At 57.3% G+C, this 15,734-nt stretch carries 10 protein-coding genes; 8 read left to right on the top strand and 2 right to left on the bottom strand.

The annotated features are described in order from the left end of the window. Positions 1-102 precede the first annotated feature (102 nt). Entirely contained in the window at positions 103-1,662 is a 1,560-nt protein-coding gene (gene garD / locus ACYAC5_RS15250; RefSeq protein WP_309833514.1) for a galactarate dehydratase, read from the bottom strand. Positions 1,663-2,171: 509 nt separating this feature from the next. On the opposite strand from garD, the gene ACYAC5_RS15245 reads away from it, so the two are divergent. The 6 genes from ACYAC5_RS15245 (at position 2,172) to ACYAC5_RS15220 (ending at position 9,164) form a co-directional block, all read left to right on the top strand. After that, the gene (locus ACYAC5_RS15245) at positions 2,172-3,518 is read left to right on the top strand and encodes an MFS transporter (protein ID WP_101762584.1); all 1,347 of its coding nucleotides are present in this window, start codon (positions 2,172-2,174) and stop codon (positions 3,516-3,518) included. A 9-nt stretch (positions 3,519-3,527) separates the two neighbouring features. Then, positions 3,528-4,868 (top strand): enolase C-terminal domain-like protein, encoded by a 1,341-nt coding sequence (locus ACYAC5_RS15240; RefSeq protein ID WP_462061971.1) that lies wholly within the window; start codon positions 3,528-3,530, stop codon positions 4,866-4,868. Positions 4,869-4,884: 16 nt separating this feature from the next. Beyond that, the gene (gudD, locus tag ACYAC5_RS15235) at positions 4,885-6,216 is read left to right on the top strand and encodes a glucarate dehydratase (RefSeq protein ID WP_192412005.1); all 1,332 of its coding nucleotides are present in this window, start codon (positions 4,885-4,887) and stop codon (positions 6,214-6,216) included. 52 nt (positions 6,217-6,268) lie between these two features. Continuing rightward, a complete protein-coding gene (garL, locus tag ACYAC5_RS15230; RefSeq protein WP_101762587.1) occupies positions 6,269-7,036 on the top strand; it encodes a 2-dehydro-3-deoxyglucarate aldolase in 768 nt (255 codons plus the stop codon). A gap of 19 nt (positions 7,037-7,055) precedes the next feature. Continuing rightward, positions 7,056-7,940, top strand: coding sequence for a 2-hydroxy-3-oxopropionate reductase (gene garR, locus ACYAC5_RS15225; RefSeq protein ID WP_064738030.1), 885 nt, complete (start codon positions 7,056-7,058; stop codon positions 7,938-7,940). 84 nt (positions 7,941-8,024) lie between these two features. Further along, positions 8,025-9,164 carry a glycerate kinase gene (locus tag ACYAC5_RS15220; protein ID WP_192412003.1) on the top strand — a complete coding sequence of 380 codons (1,140 nt, stop codon included), beginning with the start codon at positions 8,025-8,027 and terminating at the stop codon, positions 9,162-9,164. Between the two features lie 145 nt (positions 9,165-9,309). Here ACYAC5_RS15220 and barA read toward each other — a convergent pair whose 3' ends face one another. Next, positions 9,310-12,039 carry a two-component sensor histidine kinase BarA gene (barA, locus tag ACYAC5_RS15215; RefSeq protein ID WP_271461260.1) on the bottom strand — a complete coding sequence of 910 codons (2,730 nt, stop codon included), beginning with the start codon at positions 12,037-12,039 and terminating at the stop codon, positions 9,310-9,312. A 90-nt stretch (positions 12,040-12,129) separates the two neighbouring features. Between barA and rlmD the strand changes: the two genes are divergently transcribed. Together rlmD and relA are read left to right on the top strand one after the other, a co-directional pair. Further along, positions 12,130-13,446: a 23S rRNA (uracil(1939)-C(5))-methyltransferase RlmD gene (gene rlmD / locus ACYAC5_RS15210; RefSeq protein WP_462061970.1), complete on the top strand. Its 1,317-nt coding sequence runs from the start codon at positions 12,130-12,132 to the stop codon at positions 13,444-13,446. A gap of 32 nt (positions 13,447-13,478) precedes the next feature. Further along, positions 13,479-15,710: a GTP diphosphokinase gene (gene relA, locus ACYAC5_RS15205; protein WP_101762592.1), complete on the top strand. Its 2,232-nt coding sequence runs from the start codon at positions 13,479-13,481 to the stop codon at positions 15,708-15,710. Positions 15,711-15,734: the final 24 nt, after the last annotated feature.

Here is a 15,734-nt window from a genome sequence, read left to right as displayed (position 1 = left end):
CCTCTCCCGCCAGCGGGAGAGGGAATATTTAGAGGGTGCAGCCCGCACGGTTTGTTCCCTCTCCCGCGAAGTGGGAGAGGGTCAGGGTGAGGGCAATAACCATCACGTCACCGGCGCCGGATTAAACACCGCGAGCTGATTACGAATCCCCCAACGATCCGACCATGTCTGCTTGCGCCCACTGGCAATATCCAGAATCAACTCAAACAGTCGCCAACCGACCTGTTCAATACTCTCTTCGCCCGTCGCAATAGTTCCGGCATTAATATCCATCAAATCATGCCAGCGTTCGGCCAGCGCATTGCGCGTTGCCATCTTGATCACCGGAATGGCCGCCAAACCGTAAGGCGTGCCGCGCCCGGTGGTGAACACCTGCAAGGTAATGCCCGATGCCATCTGCTGCGTGCCACACACGAAATCGCTGGCTGGCGTGGCCGCGTAAATCAGCCCGCGTTTGGTGGGGCGCTGTCCTGGCGATAACACTTCAACAATCGGGCTGCGTCCTGACTTGGCAATCGAACCCAGCGCTTTCTCCACCACATTCGCCAGCCCGCCTTTTTTATTGCCCGGCGAGGGATTGGCGCTGCGATCGGTTTGGCCCTGGCTGAGGTAATCGTCATACCACGCCATCTCTTCCAGCAGCCGTTTGCCGACCGCTTCATCCACCACGCGCGGCGTCAGCAGATGGATAGCATCCCGCACTTCGGTCACTTCCGAGAACATCACCGTTGCGCCGCAGCGCACCAGCAAATCAGAAGCAAATCCCACGGCGGGGTTCGCCGTTACGCCCGAGAAAGCGTCGCTGCCGCCGCACTGCGTGCCGATCACCAATTCCGATGCTGGACAGGTTTCGCGCTGACGTTGATTAAGCTTTTTCAGATGGCGTTCGGCGACCTGCAGGATTTCATCCACCATCGCGCCGAAGCCCACCAGCCGCTCATCCTGCAATCGCACAATGTCGTTGTCATCCAGCGAAATGGCCTGCACATCCGGTGTGCCGGTCAGCAGACGTTCGGGCTGTAACTTCTCGCAGCCGAGGCTGACGATCATCACTTCGCCACCAAAATTGGGATTCAGCGCCAGGTTATGAATGGTGCGAATCGGCACCACCGCGGCGGGCGCATTGATTGCCACGCCGCAACCGTACAGATGATTCAGCGCCACCACGCCATCGACATTGGGATAACGCGGCAGCAAATCACGCTCAATGATCTGCACTACATAATCCACCACGCCCGCCACGCAGTGAACGCTGGTGGTGATGCCGAGCAGGTTGCGCGTGCCCACGCTGCCATCTGCGTTGCGATAGCCTTCGAAGGTATAACCTTCCAGCGACGGCAGCGCGGGCGGCACATTGTTTGCCAACGGCAAACTGTTGAGTGGCGGCGCTTCGGGCAGCGCTACCAGTGATTCTTCAATCCAGCTACCTTGTGGGATGGGGCGCAGCGCGTAGCCAATCACTTCACCGTAGCGCAGGATCGCGCCTGCTTGCGGGATATCGCTGAGCGCGACTTTATGTCCCTGCGGCACATGCTCAGTCAGTTGCAGTCCGTCGTCGAACCGGGTGCCGGACGGTAACCCCTGATTGTTGACCACGATCGCCACGTTATCGGCATCGTGCACTTTGATATAGAGCGGTTTTTCTGTCAGAGGACGGTTCATTGCTCACCTTCCAGTTCGTCGCACCGTACGTAGCAGCGCGGTTTAAAATACGTCCATCACGTCATCGTTTTTTGCCAGCCTCAGTATATGCAGGGGTATTTGCCGTATGCATTGTGCAACTGACTGGCTTTAAGGAGATTTATCAGGGGAATTTGGTTCGTTTATCCAAACACAAGTGAAGGGACTCACAAACTGCCGTTATCCTGTACGTTAACCAGGCAAAATCAGGGAGCAAAAAAGCGTTCCGTGAGCCACGCCGCAGCGTTATGTGCAGATGCCATAAAATCATTCTCTTTCACCCTTAATCCTCATGCGTTCTTCCAGTGTTTCGCCGCCAGGCTGTTCCTATACTGATTCTCGTTCTTCAACGTTAGGTTATTCGTCACGACGCATCATCGTATTGCCAAATATAAAAATCGCCGTGTTTAACCCGACTTCATTCTGATACCCAACGCGATGTGTATGCAGTCAGAGTGGATGTAGCGTTCGCTATATTTCAGGAGTGCATCATGAATAGTTTCAGCCAGACAGCGGAAGCAGTGCAAAAGCGCACTAATGCCCGTTACTGGATTGTGGTGATGTTATTTATCGTCACCTCGTTCAACTACGGTGACCGCGCAACCATTTCGATTGCCGGTTCGGCGATGTCCAAAGAGATCGGCCTTGATTCGGTCGGCCTTGGCTATATCTTCTCCGCCTTTTCCTGGGCGTACGTGATTGGGCAGATTCCGGGCGGCTGGCTGCTCGACCGCTTCGGCTCAAAACGCGTCTACTTCTGGAGCATCTTCCTCTGGTCGCTGTTTACCTTGCTGCAAGGCTTCGTCGATCTGTTCAGCGGTTTTGGCATTATCATTTCGCTGTTCCTGTTGCGCTTCCTGGTCGGCCTGGCTGAAGCGCCATCCTTCCCCGGCAATAGCCGCATTGTTGCGGCCTGGTTCCCGGCGCAGGAGCGCGGCACCGCCGTCGCAATCTTTAACTCGGCGCAATACTTTGCCACGGTAATCTTCGCGCCGATCATGGGTTGGCTGGTCTCCGAAGTGGGCTGGGCGCACGTGTTCTGGTTCATGGGCGGATTGGGCATCATCCTCAGCTTTATCTGGCTGAAAGTGATCCACGATCCCACCGATCATCCGGGCGTCAACAAAGCCGAGCTGGAGTACATGGAGCAGGGCGGCGCGCTGATCAACATGGACGTCAAAAAGGATGACCGCAAAGTGAGCTGGAGCGAGAAGTGGTTCCAGATCAAACAGCTACTGACCTCACGCATGATGCTAGGCATCTATCTCGGCCAATACTGCGTCAACGCCTTAACCTACTTCTTTATTACCTGGTTCCCGGTGTATCTGGTGCAGGCGCGCGGCATGTCGATTCTGAAGGCCGGCTTTATTGCTTCGATCCCTGCGGTGTGTGGCTTCCTCGGCGGCGTATTGGGCGGCGTGATTTCTGATTACCTGATGCGTAAAACCGGTTCGCTGAACATCGCGCGTAAAACGCCCATTGTGCTCGGTATGCTGCTCTCCATCTCGATGGTGATGTGTAACTACACCGACACCGAATGGGTGGTGGTGTTCTTTATGGCGCTGGCATTCTTCGGCAAAGGCATTGGTGCGCTGGGTTGGGCAGTGATGGCAGATACCGCCCCGAAAGAGATCAGCGGTTTGAGCGGCGGCTTGTTCAACATGTTCGGTAACTTCTCCGGCATCGTCACGCCAATTGCCATCGGTTACATCATCGCCACCAGCGGATCCTTCGAGGGCGCGCTGATTTATGTCGGTATCCATGCCTTTGTCGCCGCATTTAGTTTCCTGGTGATTGCCGGCGATATCAAACGCGTTGAACTGAAAACCAGGCCATAAGGACGGAATATGACTACGCAAAGCACGCCGGTCATCACCGATATGCAGGTGATTCCGGTTGCCGGTTACGACAGCATGTTGCTCAACATCGGTGGCGCGCACAGCGCCTGCTTCACCCGCAATATCGTGGTGCTCACGGATAGCGCGGGACACACCGGCGTCGGTGAAGCGCCGGGCGGGGAAACCATCTACCAAACGCTGGTTGAGGCAATTCCGCAGGTAAAAGGTCAGCAGGTTGCCCGCATGAATCGTCTGGTGCAGCAGGTGCACAAAGGCAATCAGTCGGCGGATTTCGATACCTTCGGCAAGGGCGCGTGGACCTTCGAGCTGCGCGTCAATGCGGTGGCCGCGCTGGAAGCGGCGCTACTGGATTTACTCGGCCAATGTCTCGGCGTGCCGGTGGCGGAACTGCTCGGTCCGGGCCAGCAGCGCGATGAGGTCACGGTGCTCGGCTATCTGTTCTATCTCGGCGATCGTCGCAAAACCGATTTGCCGTATCTGACCGGCGAAAATGCTAGCCACGACTGGTATCACTTGCGTCATCAGGAGGCGCTGACGCCGGAATCTGTGGTGCGTCTGGCGGAAGCGGCGCAGGACAAATATGGCTTCAAAGATTTCAAACTCAAAGGCGGCGTGCTGCCGGGCGAGCAGGAGATTGAGTCGGCGGCGGCGCTAAAAAAATGCTTCCCCGATGCGCGCATCACCGTCGATCCCAACGGTGCCTGGACGCTGGATGAAGCCATTCGCTTGTGTAAAGGCATGGGCGATGTGCTGACCTACGCCGAAGATCCGTGCGGTGCCGAGCAGGGCTATTCCGGCCGCGAAGTGATGGCCGAATTCCGCCGTGCGACGGGGTTGCCGGTCGCCACCAACATGATCGCCACCAACTGGCGCGAGATGAACCACGCGGTGATGCTCAATTCCGTCGACATCCCGCTGGCCGATCCGCACTTCTGGACGCTGAGCGGCGCGGTACGCGTGGCGCAGCTGTGTGATGACTGGGGGCTGACGTGGGGCTGTCACTCCAATAACCACTTCGATATTTCACTGGCGATGTTCACCCACGTTGGCGCTGCTGCGCCGGGTAAACCGACCGCGATTGATACGCACTGGATTTGGCAGGAGGGCGATCAGCGCCTGACCAAAGAGCCGCTGCAGATCCGCAACGGCAAAATCGCCGTGCCGGATAAGCCGGGCCTCGGCGTCGAGCTGGATTGGGATCGCCTGCATCAGGCCAACGCGTTGTACAAATCACTGCCGGCGGGCGCACGTAATGACGCCACCGCGATGCAGTATCTGGTTCCCAATTGGGCATTCGACCGCAAGCGTCCAGCCTTTGGTCGCGGCTAATTTTAAGGAGCAGGAAATGAGTCAGACACCGAAAATAACATCGCTGCAGGTCATTCCGGTGGCCGGTCACGACAGCATGTTGCTTAACCTGAGTGGCGCGCATTCGCCGTTCTTTACCCGCAACATTGTCATCATTAAAGACAATGCCGGACACACCGGCGTCGGTGAGATTCCGGGCGGCGAAAAGATTCGTCAGACGCTGGAGGATGCGGCGGCGCTGGTGGTGCAGAAAACCGTTGGCGAATACAAGAACATCCTCAACCTGGTGCGCAGCACCTTTGCCGACCGCGATTCCAGCGGACGCGGCAACCAAACCTTTGATTTGCGTACCACCATTCACGTGGTTACTGGCATCGAAGCGGCGCTGCTCGATCTGCTGGGACAGCATTTAGGCGTGAACGTCGCCTCGTTGCTCGGCGATGGTCAGCAGCGCGACCGGGTAGAAATGCTCGGCTATCTGTTCTATGTCGGCGACCGCAAGAAAACCTCGCTGCCGTATCAGAGCCAGGAAAATGACAAATGTGATTGGTATCGCCTGCGCCACGAAGAAGCGCTGACGCCGGATACGGTGGTGCGCCTGGCGGAAGCGGCCTATGAAAAATATGGCTTTAACGATTTCAAACTGAAAGGCGGCGTGCTGCGCGGTGGCGAAGAGGCCGAAGCGGTGACGGCGCTGGCGAAGCGCTTCCCGCAGGCGCGCGTGACGCTTGATCCTAACGGCGCCTGGTCGCTCAACGAGGCGATTCTGCTCGGTAAGCAGCTGAAAGGTGTGCTGGCCTATGCGGAAGATCCGTGCGGCGCTGAGCAGGGCTATTCCGGGCGCGAAGTGATGGCGGAATTCCGCCGCGCCACCGGCATGCCGACCGCCACCAATATGATCGCCACCGACTGGCGTCAAATGGGCCACACGCTGTCGCTGCAGTCGGTCGATATCCCGCTGGCCGATCCGCACTTCTGGACGATGCAGGGTTCGGTACGCGTGGCGCAGATGTGTCACGACTTCGGCCTGACGTGGGGCTCGCACTCTAACAACCACTTCGACATTTCACTGGCGATGTTTACCCACGTTGCCGCCGCCGCACCAGGTGCGATTACCGCCATCGATACGCATTGGATTTGGCAGGAAGGCAATCAGCGCCTGACTAAAGAGCCGCTACAGATTAAAGGCGGCATGGTGCAGGTGCCGCAAAAACCGGGTCTCGGCGTCGAGCTGGATATGGATCAGGTGATGCAGGCCAACGCGCTGTATCAGAAACACGGTTTAGGCGCGCGCGACGATGCGCAAGCCATGCAGTTCCTCGTACCGAACTGGACCTTTGATAACAAGCGTCCGTGCCTGGTGCGCTAACTTTTCCGGCTCCCCGCGCGGGAGCCTGCTGTAACCGACAGGAGTGAAGACAATGAGCAATGCCTGGCCGAACCCTTTTCGTCGCCGTCTGCTGGCAGGAGAAACCCTGATTGGCAGCTGGTGCGCGCTGGCTAATCCCCTTACCACTGAAGTGCTGGGCCTGGCGGGCTTTGACTGGCTGGTGCTGGATGGCGAACACGCGCCGAATGACATCACCACCTTTGTGCCGCAGCTAATGGCACTGAAGGGCAGCCACAGCGCGCCGGTGGTGCGTCCGCCGTGCAACGAACCGATCATCATCAAGCGCTTGCTGGATATCGGCTTCTACAACTTCCTGGTGCCATTTGTGGAAACCGAGGAAGAAGCGATTCGCGCGGTGGCATCTACTCGCTATCCACCGGCGGGCATTCGCGGTGTGTCGGTTTCACACCGCAGCAACATGTACGGCACGCTGCCGGATTACAACAGCACCATTAACGACAACATCACGGTGCTGGTGCAGATCGAAACGCAACAGGCGGTGGACAACATCGATGCTATCGCCGCGGTGGAAGGTGTTGATGGCATCTTCGTTGGGCCGGGCGATCTCTCGGCCGCGCTCGGCTATCTGGGCCAGCCTGCGCATCCCGAAGTATTGAAAGTGATTAAACACGTCTTCGAACGCGCCAAAGCGGCGGGGAAACCGAGCGGCATTCTGGCGCCGGTGGAAGCCGATGCACGCCGCTATCTGGAGTGGGGCGCCAGCTTTGTAGCGGTAGGCAGCGATCTGGGTGTGTTCCGTAACGCCACGCAGGCGCTGTGTGACAAATTTAAAAAATAACTGACTGAGAGGAAAGGCAATGAAAATTGGATTTATCGGCCTCGGCATCATGGGCAAACCGATGAGTAAAAACCTGGTGAAAGCCGGTTATTCGCTGGTGGTGCGCGACCATAATGTTAGTAACGAAGCAGAGTTGGTGGAGCTGGGCGCCACCGTAGCCAAGACGCCAAAAGAGGTGGCTGAACAGGTGGATGTGTTGATCACCATGGTACCGAACTCGCCACAGGTTAAAGAGGTGTGCCTCGGTGCTAACGGCATCATCGAAGGCGCGAAGCCGGGCCTGATCGTTATCGACATGAGTTCCATTGCGCCGTTGGCCAGCCGCGAAGTGCATGATGCGCTGGCGGCGAAAGGCATCAAAATGCTCGATGCGCCAGTCAGCGGCGGCGAGCCGAAAGCGATTGAGGGCACGCTGTCGGTGATGGTGGGCGGTGATAAAGCGGTGTTTGATCAGTGCTACGACATCATGAAAGCGATGGCGGGTTCGGTGGTCCACACCGGTGACATTGGTGCGGGGAATGTGACTAAGCTGGCAAATCAGGTGATCGTGGCGCTTAACATCGCGGCGATGTCAGAAGCGCTGTCGCTGGCGACCAAAGCGGGCGTTAATCCTGAGCTGGTTTATCAGGCGATTCGTGGTGGTCTGGCAGGCAGCACCGTGCTGGATGCCAAAGCGCCGATGGTGCTGGATCGTAACTTCAAACCGGGCTTCCGCATCGATCTGCATATCAAAGATCTGGCCAATGCGCTGGATACCTCGCACGAGATCGGTGCGCATCTGCCGCTGACTGCCGCAGTGATGGAGATGATGCAGGCGCTGAAAGTGGATGGACAGGGCACTTCCGACCATAGCGCGCTGGCCTGCTATTATGAAAAATTAGCGAAAGTTGAGATCACCCGGTAGTGCAATCGTCCGGCGTCTACGGATGTCGGGCGGCTCGCTGCCTTCGCAGGACGGATGTCCGTCATCAACCGCGCTGGATTGCCTATGAAAATTGTCATCGCACCGGATTCATATAAAGAGAGTTTATCCGCCCTGGAAGTGGCTTCGGCGATTGAAGCGGGATTCCGCGAGATCTTTCCCGAAGCTGAGTACGTGAAAATACCGGTTGCCGACGGTGGTGAAGGCACGGTTGAAGCGATGGTGGCGGCAACGCAGGGAAACATTGTCCGGCTGACGGTTACTGGACCGCTCGGCAAGCCAGTGGAGGCGTTCTACGGTTTGTCAGGTGATGAGCGTACCGCATTTATCGAAATGGCGGCAGCCAGCGGGCTGGAGTTAGTGCCCGCGGCACAGCGCGATCCGCTGATTACCACCTCGTTCGGCACCGGCGAGCTGATCAAAGATGCGCTCGATCGCGGTGTCGATCACTTCATTATCGGCATTGGCGGCAGCGCCACCAATGATGGCGGTTCCGGCATGATGCAAGCGCTGGGCGCACAACTGCTGGATGAGCACGGCAAGCAAATCGCCTATGGCGGCGGCGCATTACCGCAGCTGGCGCGCATCGATATCGAACAGCTGGATGCGCGTATTAAGCAGTGTCGCTTTGAAGTCGCCTGCGATGTCAGCAATCCGCTCACCGGTGATAAGGGCGCTTCGGCGATCTTCGGTCCGCAGAAAGGTGCGACGCCGGAACTGGTGCAGCAGCTGGACAAAGCACTGGAACATTACGCCACCCTGATTCATCGCGATCTGGATATTGATGTTTTACACATTGATGGCGGCGGCGCGGCGGGCGGCATGGGCGCGGCGCTGCATGCGTTTTGTCAGGCCGAGTTACGCAGCGGCATTGAGATTGTCACTGAAGCCTTGGGCCTGGCCGAGCAGGTGAAAGATGCCGATCTGGTGATTACCGGCGAAGGGCGCATTGATAGTCAAAGCATTAACGGCAAGGTGCCGATTGGTGTGGCAAAGGTCGCGAAGCAGTTTGATAAACCGGTGATTGGCATTGCCGGAAGTTTAACCGCGGATGTCGGCGTGGTGCACCAACATGGGCTGGATGCGGTGTTCAGCGTGCTGTTTAGCATCTGCTCATTGGATGACGCGCTGGCCAACGCGGCGCAGAACGTGCGCCTGACGGCGCGCAATGTGGCGGCGGTGATAAAGCTGGGGAAAGGGAGATAGTTTTCCCTCACCCTAATCCTCTCCCAGAGGGAGAGGGAACCGATCGGAGCGATGGAATAAGTTTGCACGTAACTTCAGCATGCTCAGGGCAACTCCCTCGCCCGCTTGCGGGAGAGGGCTGGGGTGAGGGGAAAATCGCACCGCACTAACCCAACGCCAACAATTTCCTCGCTTCACGCGCCACGTTCGCCATCTCATCGCTCAACTCCAGCAGCTCCGGCTCCAGCGCGTCGATATCGCTCTCCTGATGCAAACTCTTCTCCAGCTGCTGACACAGCTGCTTCAGGCGCGGCACGCCGCTGTAGCTGGCGCTGCCGTGCAGCTTGTGGATAATCTCGCGCAATCCCACCACATCATTGCTCGCCATTGCACTCTCTACGCGCTCTTCCACTTCCGGCAGGAAATCGAGCAGCATTTGCAGCAAATCGCGGGCTAAATCGGGTTTATTGGCGGCCTGACGTAGCGCCAGCGTCCAGTCCAGCGACGGCGCCACGTGCGGCTGTTGCGGCTGTGGCATGACCCGGTTCGGCGCGTAACGCTGCAGCAGCTGGCTCAATTTGTCCTCATCAATCGGCTTCGCCAGATAGTCATTCATGCCAGCGTTGATGAGCTGCGCTCGTTCGCCATCCAGCGCATGCGCAGTAACGGCGACAATCGGTGTGGTGGCGTGCAGCGGCAGGCTGCGGATGATTTCGCTGGCGCGGATGCCATCGATATCCGGCATCTGAATGTCCATCAGAATCACGTCCAGCTTGTGCAGGCGCGCCTGGCGAATCGCCTGCTCGGCGTTATCACACAGAATGATGTGCTGCACCTGCTCCTCCAGCAGCGCGCCAATCAGTTTCAGGTTGGCGGGATTGTCATCCACCGCCATTACCGTCAGCGGCTGACGTGCACCACGCGGCAGCGCATCGCTTTGCCAGTCATGTAAGTCCAGCAGCATCGGCAGCAAGCGCGTCAACGAAACCGGTTTGGCGATACACCCGGCAATGCCGCGCGCCCGTAAGTCATCGGCAAACAGCATCATTTCACTCGGCAGCGCCAGCAGCACCGAATCGGCGCGCGCATGCAGACGTTTAATCAATGCATCCGGCAACGTCGCAGGATGCGGCTCGGTGACCGGCAAACCCATCAGCAGCAGCGGGAAGTGCGTCTCGGGCATCTCTTCCAGGCTGGAGAAGTGCTGCACCTGCAGCGGCGTGATGCTTAGCATCTCCTGCACCGCTTTTGCCACCGCTGGATGTGGCTCGATATACGCCAGCGGCGTGGCGCGCAAATCGTCCAACATGCGCGGAATGGCTGGTGCATTGGGATTGAGATCGAGATGAATATGCACCCAGAAGGTCGAACCCTGATTCGGACGGCTGTGGAAGGCAATTTCGCCGCCCATTTCGCTCACCAGTTTCTGCGTGATCACCAACCCTAAACCGGTGCCGCCATGACGGCGCGTAATGCTGGCATCGGCCTGACGAAACGCCTGGAATAGCTGCGACTGCTGCTGTTCAGAGATACCGATGCCGGTGTCATGCACCTGAATCTCCAGCTCGACGCGCGTAGTGTTGATGCTGCGCAGCTCAACGCGCAAGTCGATATGACCGTGCTCGGTGAATTTAATCGCGTTACCAATCAGGTTAATCATGATCTGCTGCAGGCGCAGCGGATCGCCAATCACATTATCCGGCACCTGTTTTTCCAGGCACACGGTAATTTCCAGCCCTTTGTCATGGGCGGACGGCGCCAGCAGCACCAACGTTTCATCCAGCGTGGCGCGCAGCGGGAACGGGATCGACTCCAGCACCAGCTTGCCGGCTTCCAGTTTCGAGAAATCGAGCACGTCATTAATGATGCTCAGCAGGTTATTCGCCGAACGCTCGATGGTGCTCATGTAGTCGCGCTGGTTGGTGCTCAGCCCGGTTTTTAGCATCTGACGGGTAAAGCCAATTACGCCGTTCAGCGGCGTACGCAGCTCATGCGACATGTTGGCGAGGAATTCCGATTTGATGCGCGCCGCTTCCTGCGCGCGCTTCTTCGCCAGATCCAGCTCGACGTTCTGAATCTCCAGCTGCTCCAGCGTTTCACGCAGATCGTAAGTCGCCTGATCGATGTTTTGCTGCATCTCTTCGTGATAGGCGGTGAGCGACATCGCCATGGCGTTGATGCCGTTTTTCAGAATGCTCAGCTCGCCCAGCATGTAACCATCGACGCGGCTGTCCAGCTGGCCACGACGAATGCGGTCCACGGTGGTAACCATATTGCGAATGGGACCGGTGACGTCGCGCATCAGGCGATAGGCAAACAGCATGGCGATGCACAGGCAGAACAGCAGCAGCAGCGTGGCGACAAATACTTCTTTGTACTGCTCCAGCCGCACTGATTGCAGATCCAGTTCGATCGCCACATAACCCAGCGGATTCCCGGCTGGTTTGGCATCTTCGCCCGGCAGCTCATCCACCGAATAGCGTTCAGAGATAATCGGCGTGCGCAGAATCATAATCGTGCCTTGCCGCTCCACCGAGACGCCATCTTCCAGCGTGGAGATGTCCTCTTTTTGCAGCAGCGCCAGATTCTGATTGTTATTCGAGGTGACGTAGACGTGATTGTTGTTGTCGAAAATGGTGATGGCACGGACAATATCGGAGTGGCGGCGATGCAGCAGACTGACTAACTCGCGAATCGCATCGCGGTTGTGCCACGTCATGCCGTATTCACTGGAGACCGCCAGCGGTTCGATGATGTTCGCTCCCGCGTCGTGCACCTGATGCTGTAATTCGTTGTAGCGGTGCACCACAAAGAAGGTACTGAGCAGCAGACCAATCATCAGCGTTGGCGCCAGTATCAGAATCATCATTCGCGCCCGCAGGCTGTATTTGGTCATAATTGTGGCCTGGCGACTCCTGGCATTTTTTCCCTGTGCAAGCACGGTTATTGGCTGCACACCCAATTAACGTAGAGATTTCACAATACTATGGCGCAATTTTACTCCGCAAAACAGCGTGTGACGACGAAGACTCGCATATCCGTCACCATTGAAGACCTCGATCCTTTCGGACAAGGTGTTGCGCGCCATAAAGGCAAGGCGATGTTTGTTAGCGGCGCGCTGCCCGGTGAACAGGCGGAAGTGACGGTGTTCGAGGATAAAAGCAAATACGCACGCGCCAAAGCCAACAAGATCATTAATCCCAGCCCACAGCGGGAAACACCGCGCTGCGTCCATTTTGGCGTGTGCGGCGGCTGCCAGCAGCAACATGCCTCGGTGGCTTTGCAGCAGGAGAGTAAAGCGCGCGCCTTAAGCCGCATGTTAAGCCGCGAAGCGCCGCTGCCGGTGAAGGTGGATGAGATCATCAGCGGCAGCGCGTGGGGTTATCGTCGCCGGGCGCGTTTAGGATTGCAGTGGCAGCCAAAACAGCAGCGTCTGCAAATGGGGTTCCGTCAGGCCGCCAGCAACGATCTGGTTGAACTGAAGCAATGCCCGGTTTTGGTGCCCGAACTTGAAGCGTTGCTGCAGCCGCTGCACCAGTGCCTCAGCGATTTACAGGCAGTTAAACGGTTAGGCCACGTAGAATTGGTGCTGGCGGATAATGGCCCGCTGATGGTACTGCGTCATCTTGATGCATTATCTGCCGGCGACCGCGCAAAACTGGAACGCTTTTCGCATGAGCAGCAACTGTCGCTCTATCTGGCTGATGGCAGTGAAAGTTTGCAGGCGCTGAATGCGCGCGAACCTTTTTATCACTCGTTGAATTTGCCGCTATCTTTTAGCCCGCAGAATTTTATTCAGGTCAACGATGGTGTGAATCAGCAGATGGTCGCCAAAGCCATTGAATGGCTGGATTTGCAGCCAGAGGATCGTGTGCTGGATTTGTTCTGCGGCATGGGAAACTTTACCTTGCCATTAGGAAAGTTCGTACAAAATGTTGTAGGTGTGGAGGGCGTTGCAGCATTAGTGCAGCAGGCAGCGTATAATGCTGAGCAGACTAATCTCAAGAATGTTCGCTTTTTCCAGCATAACCTGGAGGAAGATGTATCGCGTCAGCCGTGGGCGACGCAGGGATTTAACAAGGTGTTACTGGATCCAGCGCGTGCTGGGGCCGCGGGCGTAATGGCGCATGTGGTTAAACTTGCGCCGCAACGTGTGGTCTATGTTTCCTGTAACCCTACAACGCTGGCGCGTGACAGTCAGACATTGCTGTCAGCGGGCTACCATTTGGAAAGGGTCGCGATGCTGGATATGTTTCCCCATACCAGTCATCTCGAATCCATGGTGCTGTTTAGCAAAGCATAAGCGATGTCCACATCGCTGTGGCAGGAGAGGATATGGTTGCGGTTAGAAGTGCGCATTTAAATACGGCGGGCGAATTTGCCCTCGACCAGTGGATCGCCAGTTTGAGTATCAACAATCCGCAATCCTGTCAGCGACTGGCGGATGCGTGGCGCTACTGTGAAGCCGAAACGCACAACCATCCTGATCAAGCTCTGCTGCTGTGGCGCGGTATTGAGATGGTGGAAATTCTCACCATGCTCAGCATGGACATTGATAGCCTGCGCGCGGCGCTGCTGTTCCCGCTCGCCAACGCCGATGTGGTGAGCGAAGAGGATCTCGAAAAAGCCTTTGGCAAAGAGATTGTGATGTTGGTGCACGGCGTGCGCGACATGGATGCCATTCGCCAGCTGAAAGCGATTCACAACGATTCGATGGCCTCCGAGCAGGTGGATAACGTGCGCCGTATGCTGCTGGCGATGGTGGAAGATTTCCGCTGCGTGGTCATCAAGCTGGCAGAACGTATCGCCCATCTGCGTGAAATGAAAGACGCGCCAGAAGATGAGCGCGTGCTCGCGGCGAAAGAGAGCACCAATATCTACGCGCCGCTGGCCAATCGCTTGGGTATCGGCCAGCTCAAATGGGAGCTGGAAGATTACTGCTTCCGCTATCTGCATCCCGATGAATACAAACGCATTGCTAAGCTGCTGCATGAACGCCGTATTGACCGCGAAGGCTACATTGAAAGCTTCGTTGCCAATCTGCGCGCCGAGATGCAGAAAGAGGGCGTGCGTGCTGAAGTGTATGGCCGTCCGAAACACATCTACAGCATCTGGCGCAAGATGCAGAAGAAGTCGTTAGCGTTCGATGAGCTGTTTGACGTGCGCGCGGTGCGTATCGTGGCGGAACGGCTGCAGGATTGCTACGGCGCGCTTGGTACGGTGCATACGCTGTTTCGCCATCTGCCGAGTGAGTTTGACGACTACGTTGCCAACCCCAAGCCTAACGGCTATCAATCGATTCATACCGTGGTGCTGGGTCCGCAGGGCAAAACGGTGGAAATCCAGATTCGTACGCGCCAGATGCATGAAGATGCCGAGCTGGGCGTCGCCGCACACTGGAAGTACAAAGAAGGTCCAACCTCCAGCAACGCGCGCGGCGCGGCGGGACATGAAGGACGCATCGCCTGGCTGCGTAAGCTGATTAGCTGGCAGGAAGAGATGGCTGATTCCGGCGAGATGCTGGAAGAGGTGCGCAGCCAGGTATTCGACGACCGCGTGTATGTGTTTACCCCGAAAGGTGACGTGGTCGATCTGCCGGCGGGATCAACGCCGCTCGACTTCGCCTACCACATTCACAGCGATATCGGCCACCGCTGCATTGGCGCCAAAATCAGCGGGCGCATCGTGCCGTTTACCTATCAGTTGCAGATGGGCGATCAGATTGAAGTGATCACCCAGAAACAGCCAAACCCAAGCCGCGACTGGCTGAACCCGAATCTCGGCTATATCACCACCAGCCGCGGACGCTCGAAAATTCATGCCTGGTTCCGCAAACAGGATCGTGACAAAAATATCATTGCTGGCCGTCAGATCCTCGAAAGCGAGCTAAATCAGATGGATATCAGCATGCGCGAAGCGGAAAAACTGCTGCTGCCGCGCTATAACGTCAGTTCGCAGGATGAGCTGCTGGCGATGATTGGCGGCGGCGATATTCGCCTCAATCAGATGGTGAATTTCCTGCAGGGCAAGCTCAACAAGCCGAGCGCCGAAGAGGAAGATCGCGAGGCGCTGCGCCTGCTGACGCAGAAGTCACATGCGCCGTCCGCGCGCAAAGAGAGCGGTCGCGTGGTGGTGGAAGGCGTGGGCAATCTGCTGCACCACATCGCCCGCTGCTGCCAGCCGATTCCTGGCGACGATATCGTGGGCTTTATCACCCAGGGGCGCGGCATCTCGATTCACCGCGCCGACTGCGACCAGTTAACCGAGCTGATTTCGCACGCACCGGAACGTATCGTTGATGCGGTGTGGGGCGAGGATTACTCCAGCGGTTATTCGCTGGTGGTACGCGTTACCGCCAACGATCGTAGCGGCCTGCTACGCGATATCACCACCATTCTGGCTAACGAGAAGGTCAATGTGCTCGGCGTCTCCAGCCGCAGTGACACCAAAAAGCAGCTGGCAACCATTGATATGGATATTGAGATCTATAACCAGCAAGTGCTTGGCCGCGTGCTGGCACGTCTCAATCAGGTGCCGGATATTATCGACGCGCGCCGTTTGCATTGATTCAGAGCCGTTTGTCCCCCATCC

This window comes from Pantoea sp. y20 (assembly GCF_054903455.1).
This window is presented reverse-complemented; position numbering and strand designations above follow the sequence as displayed.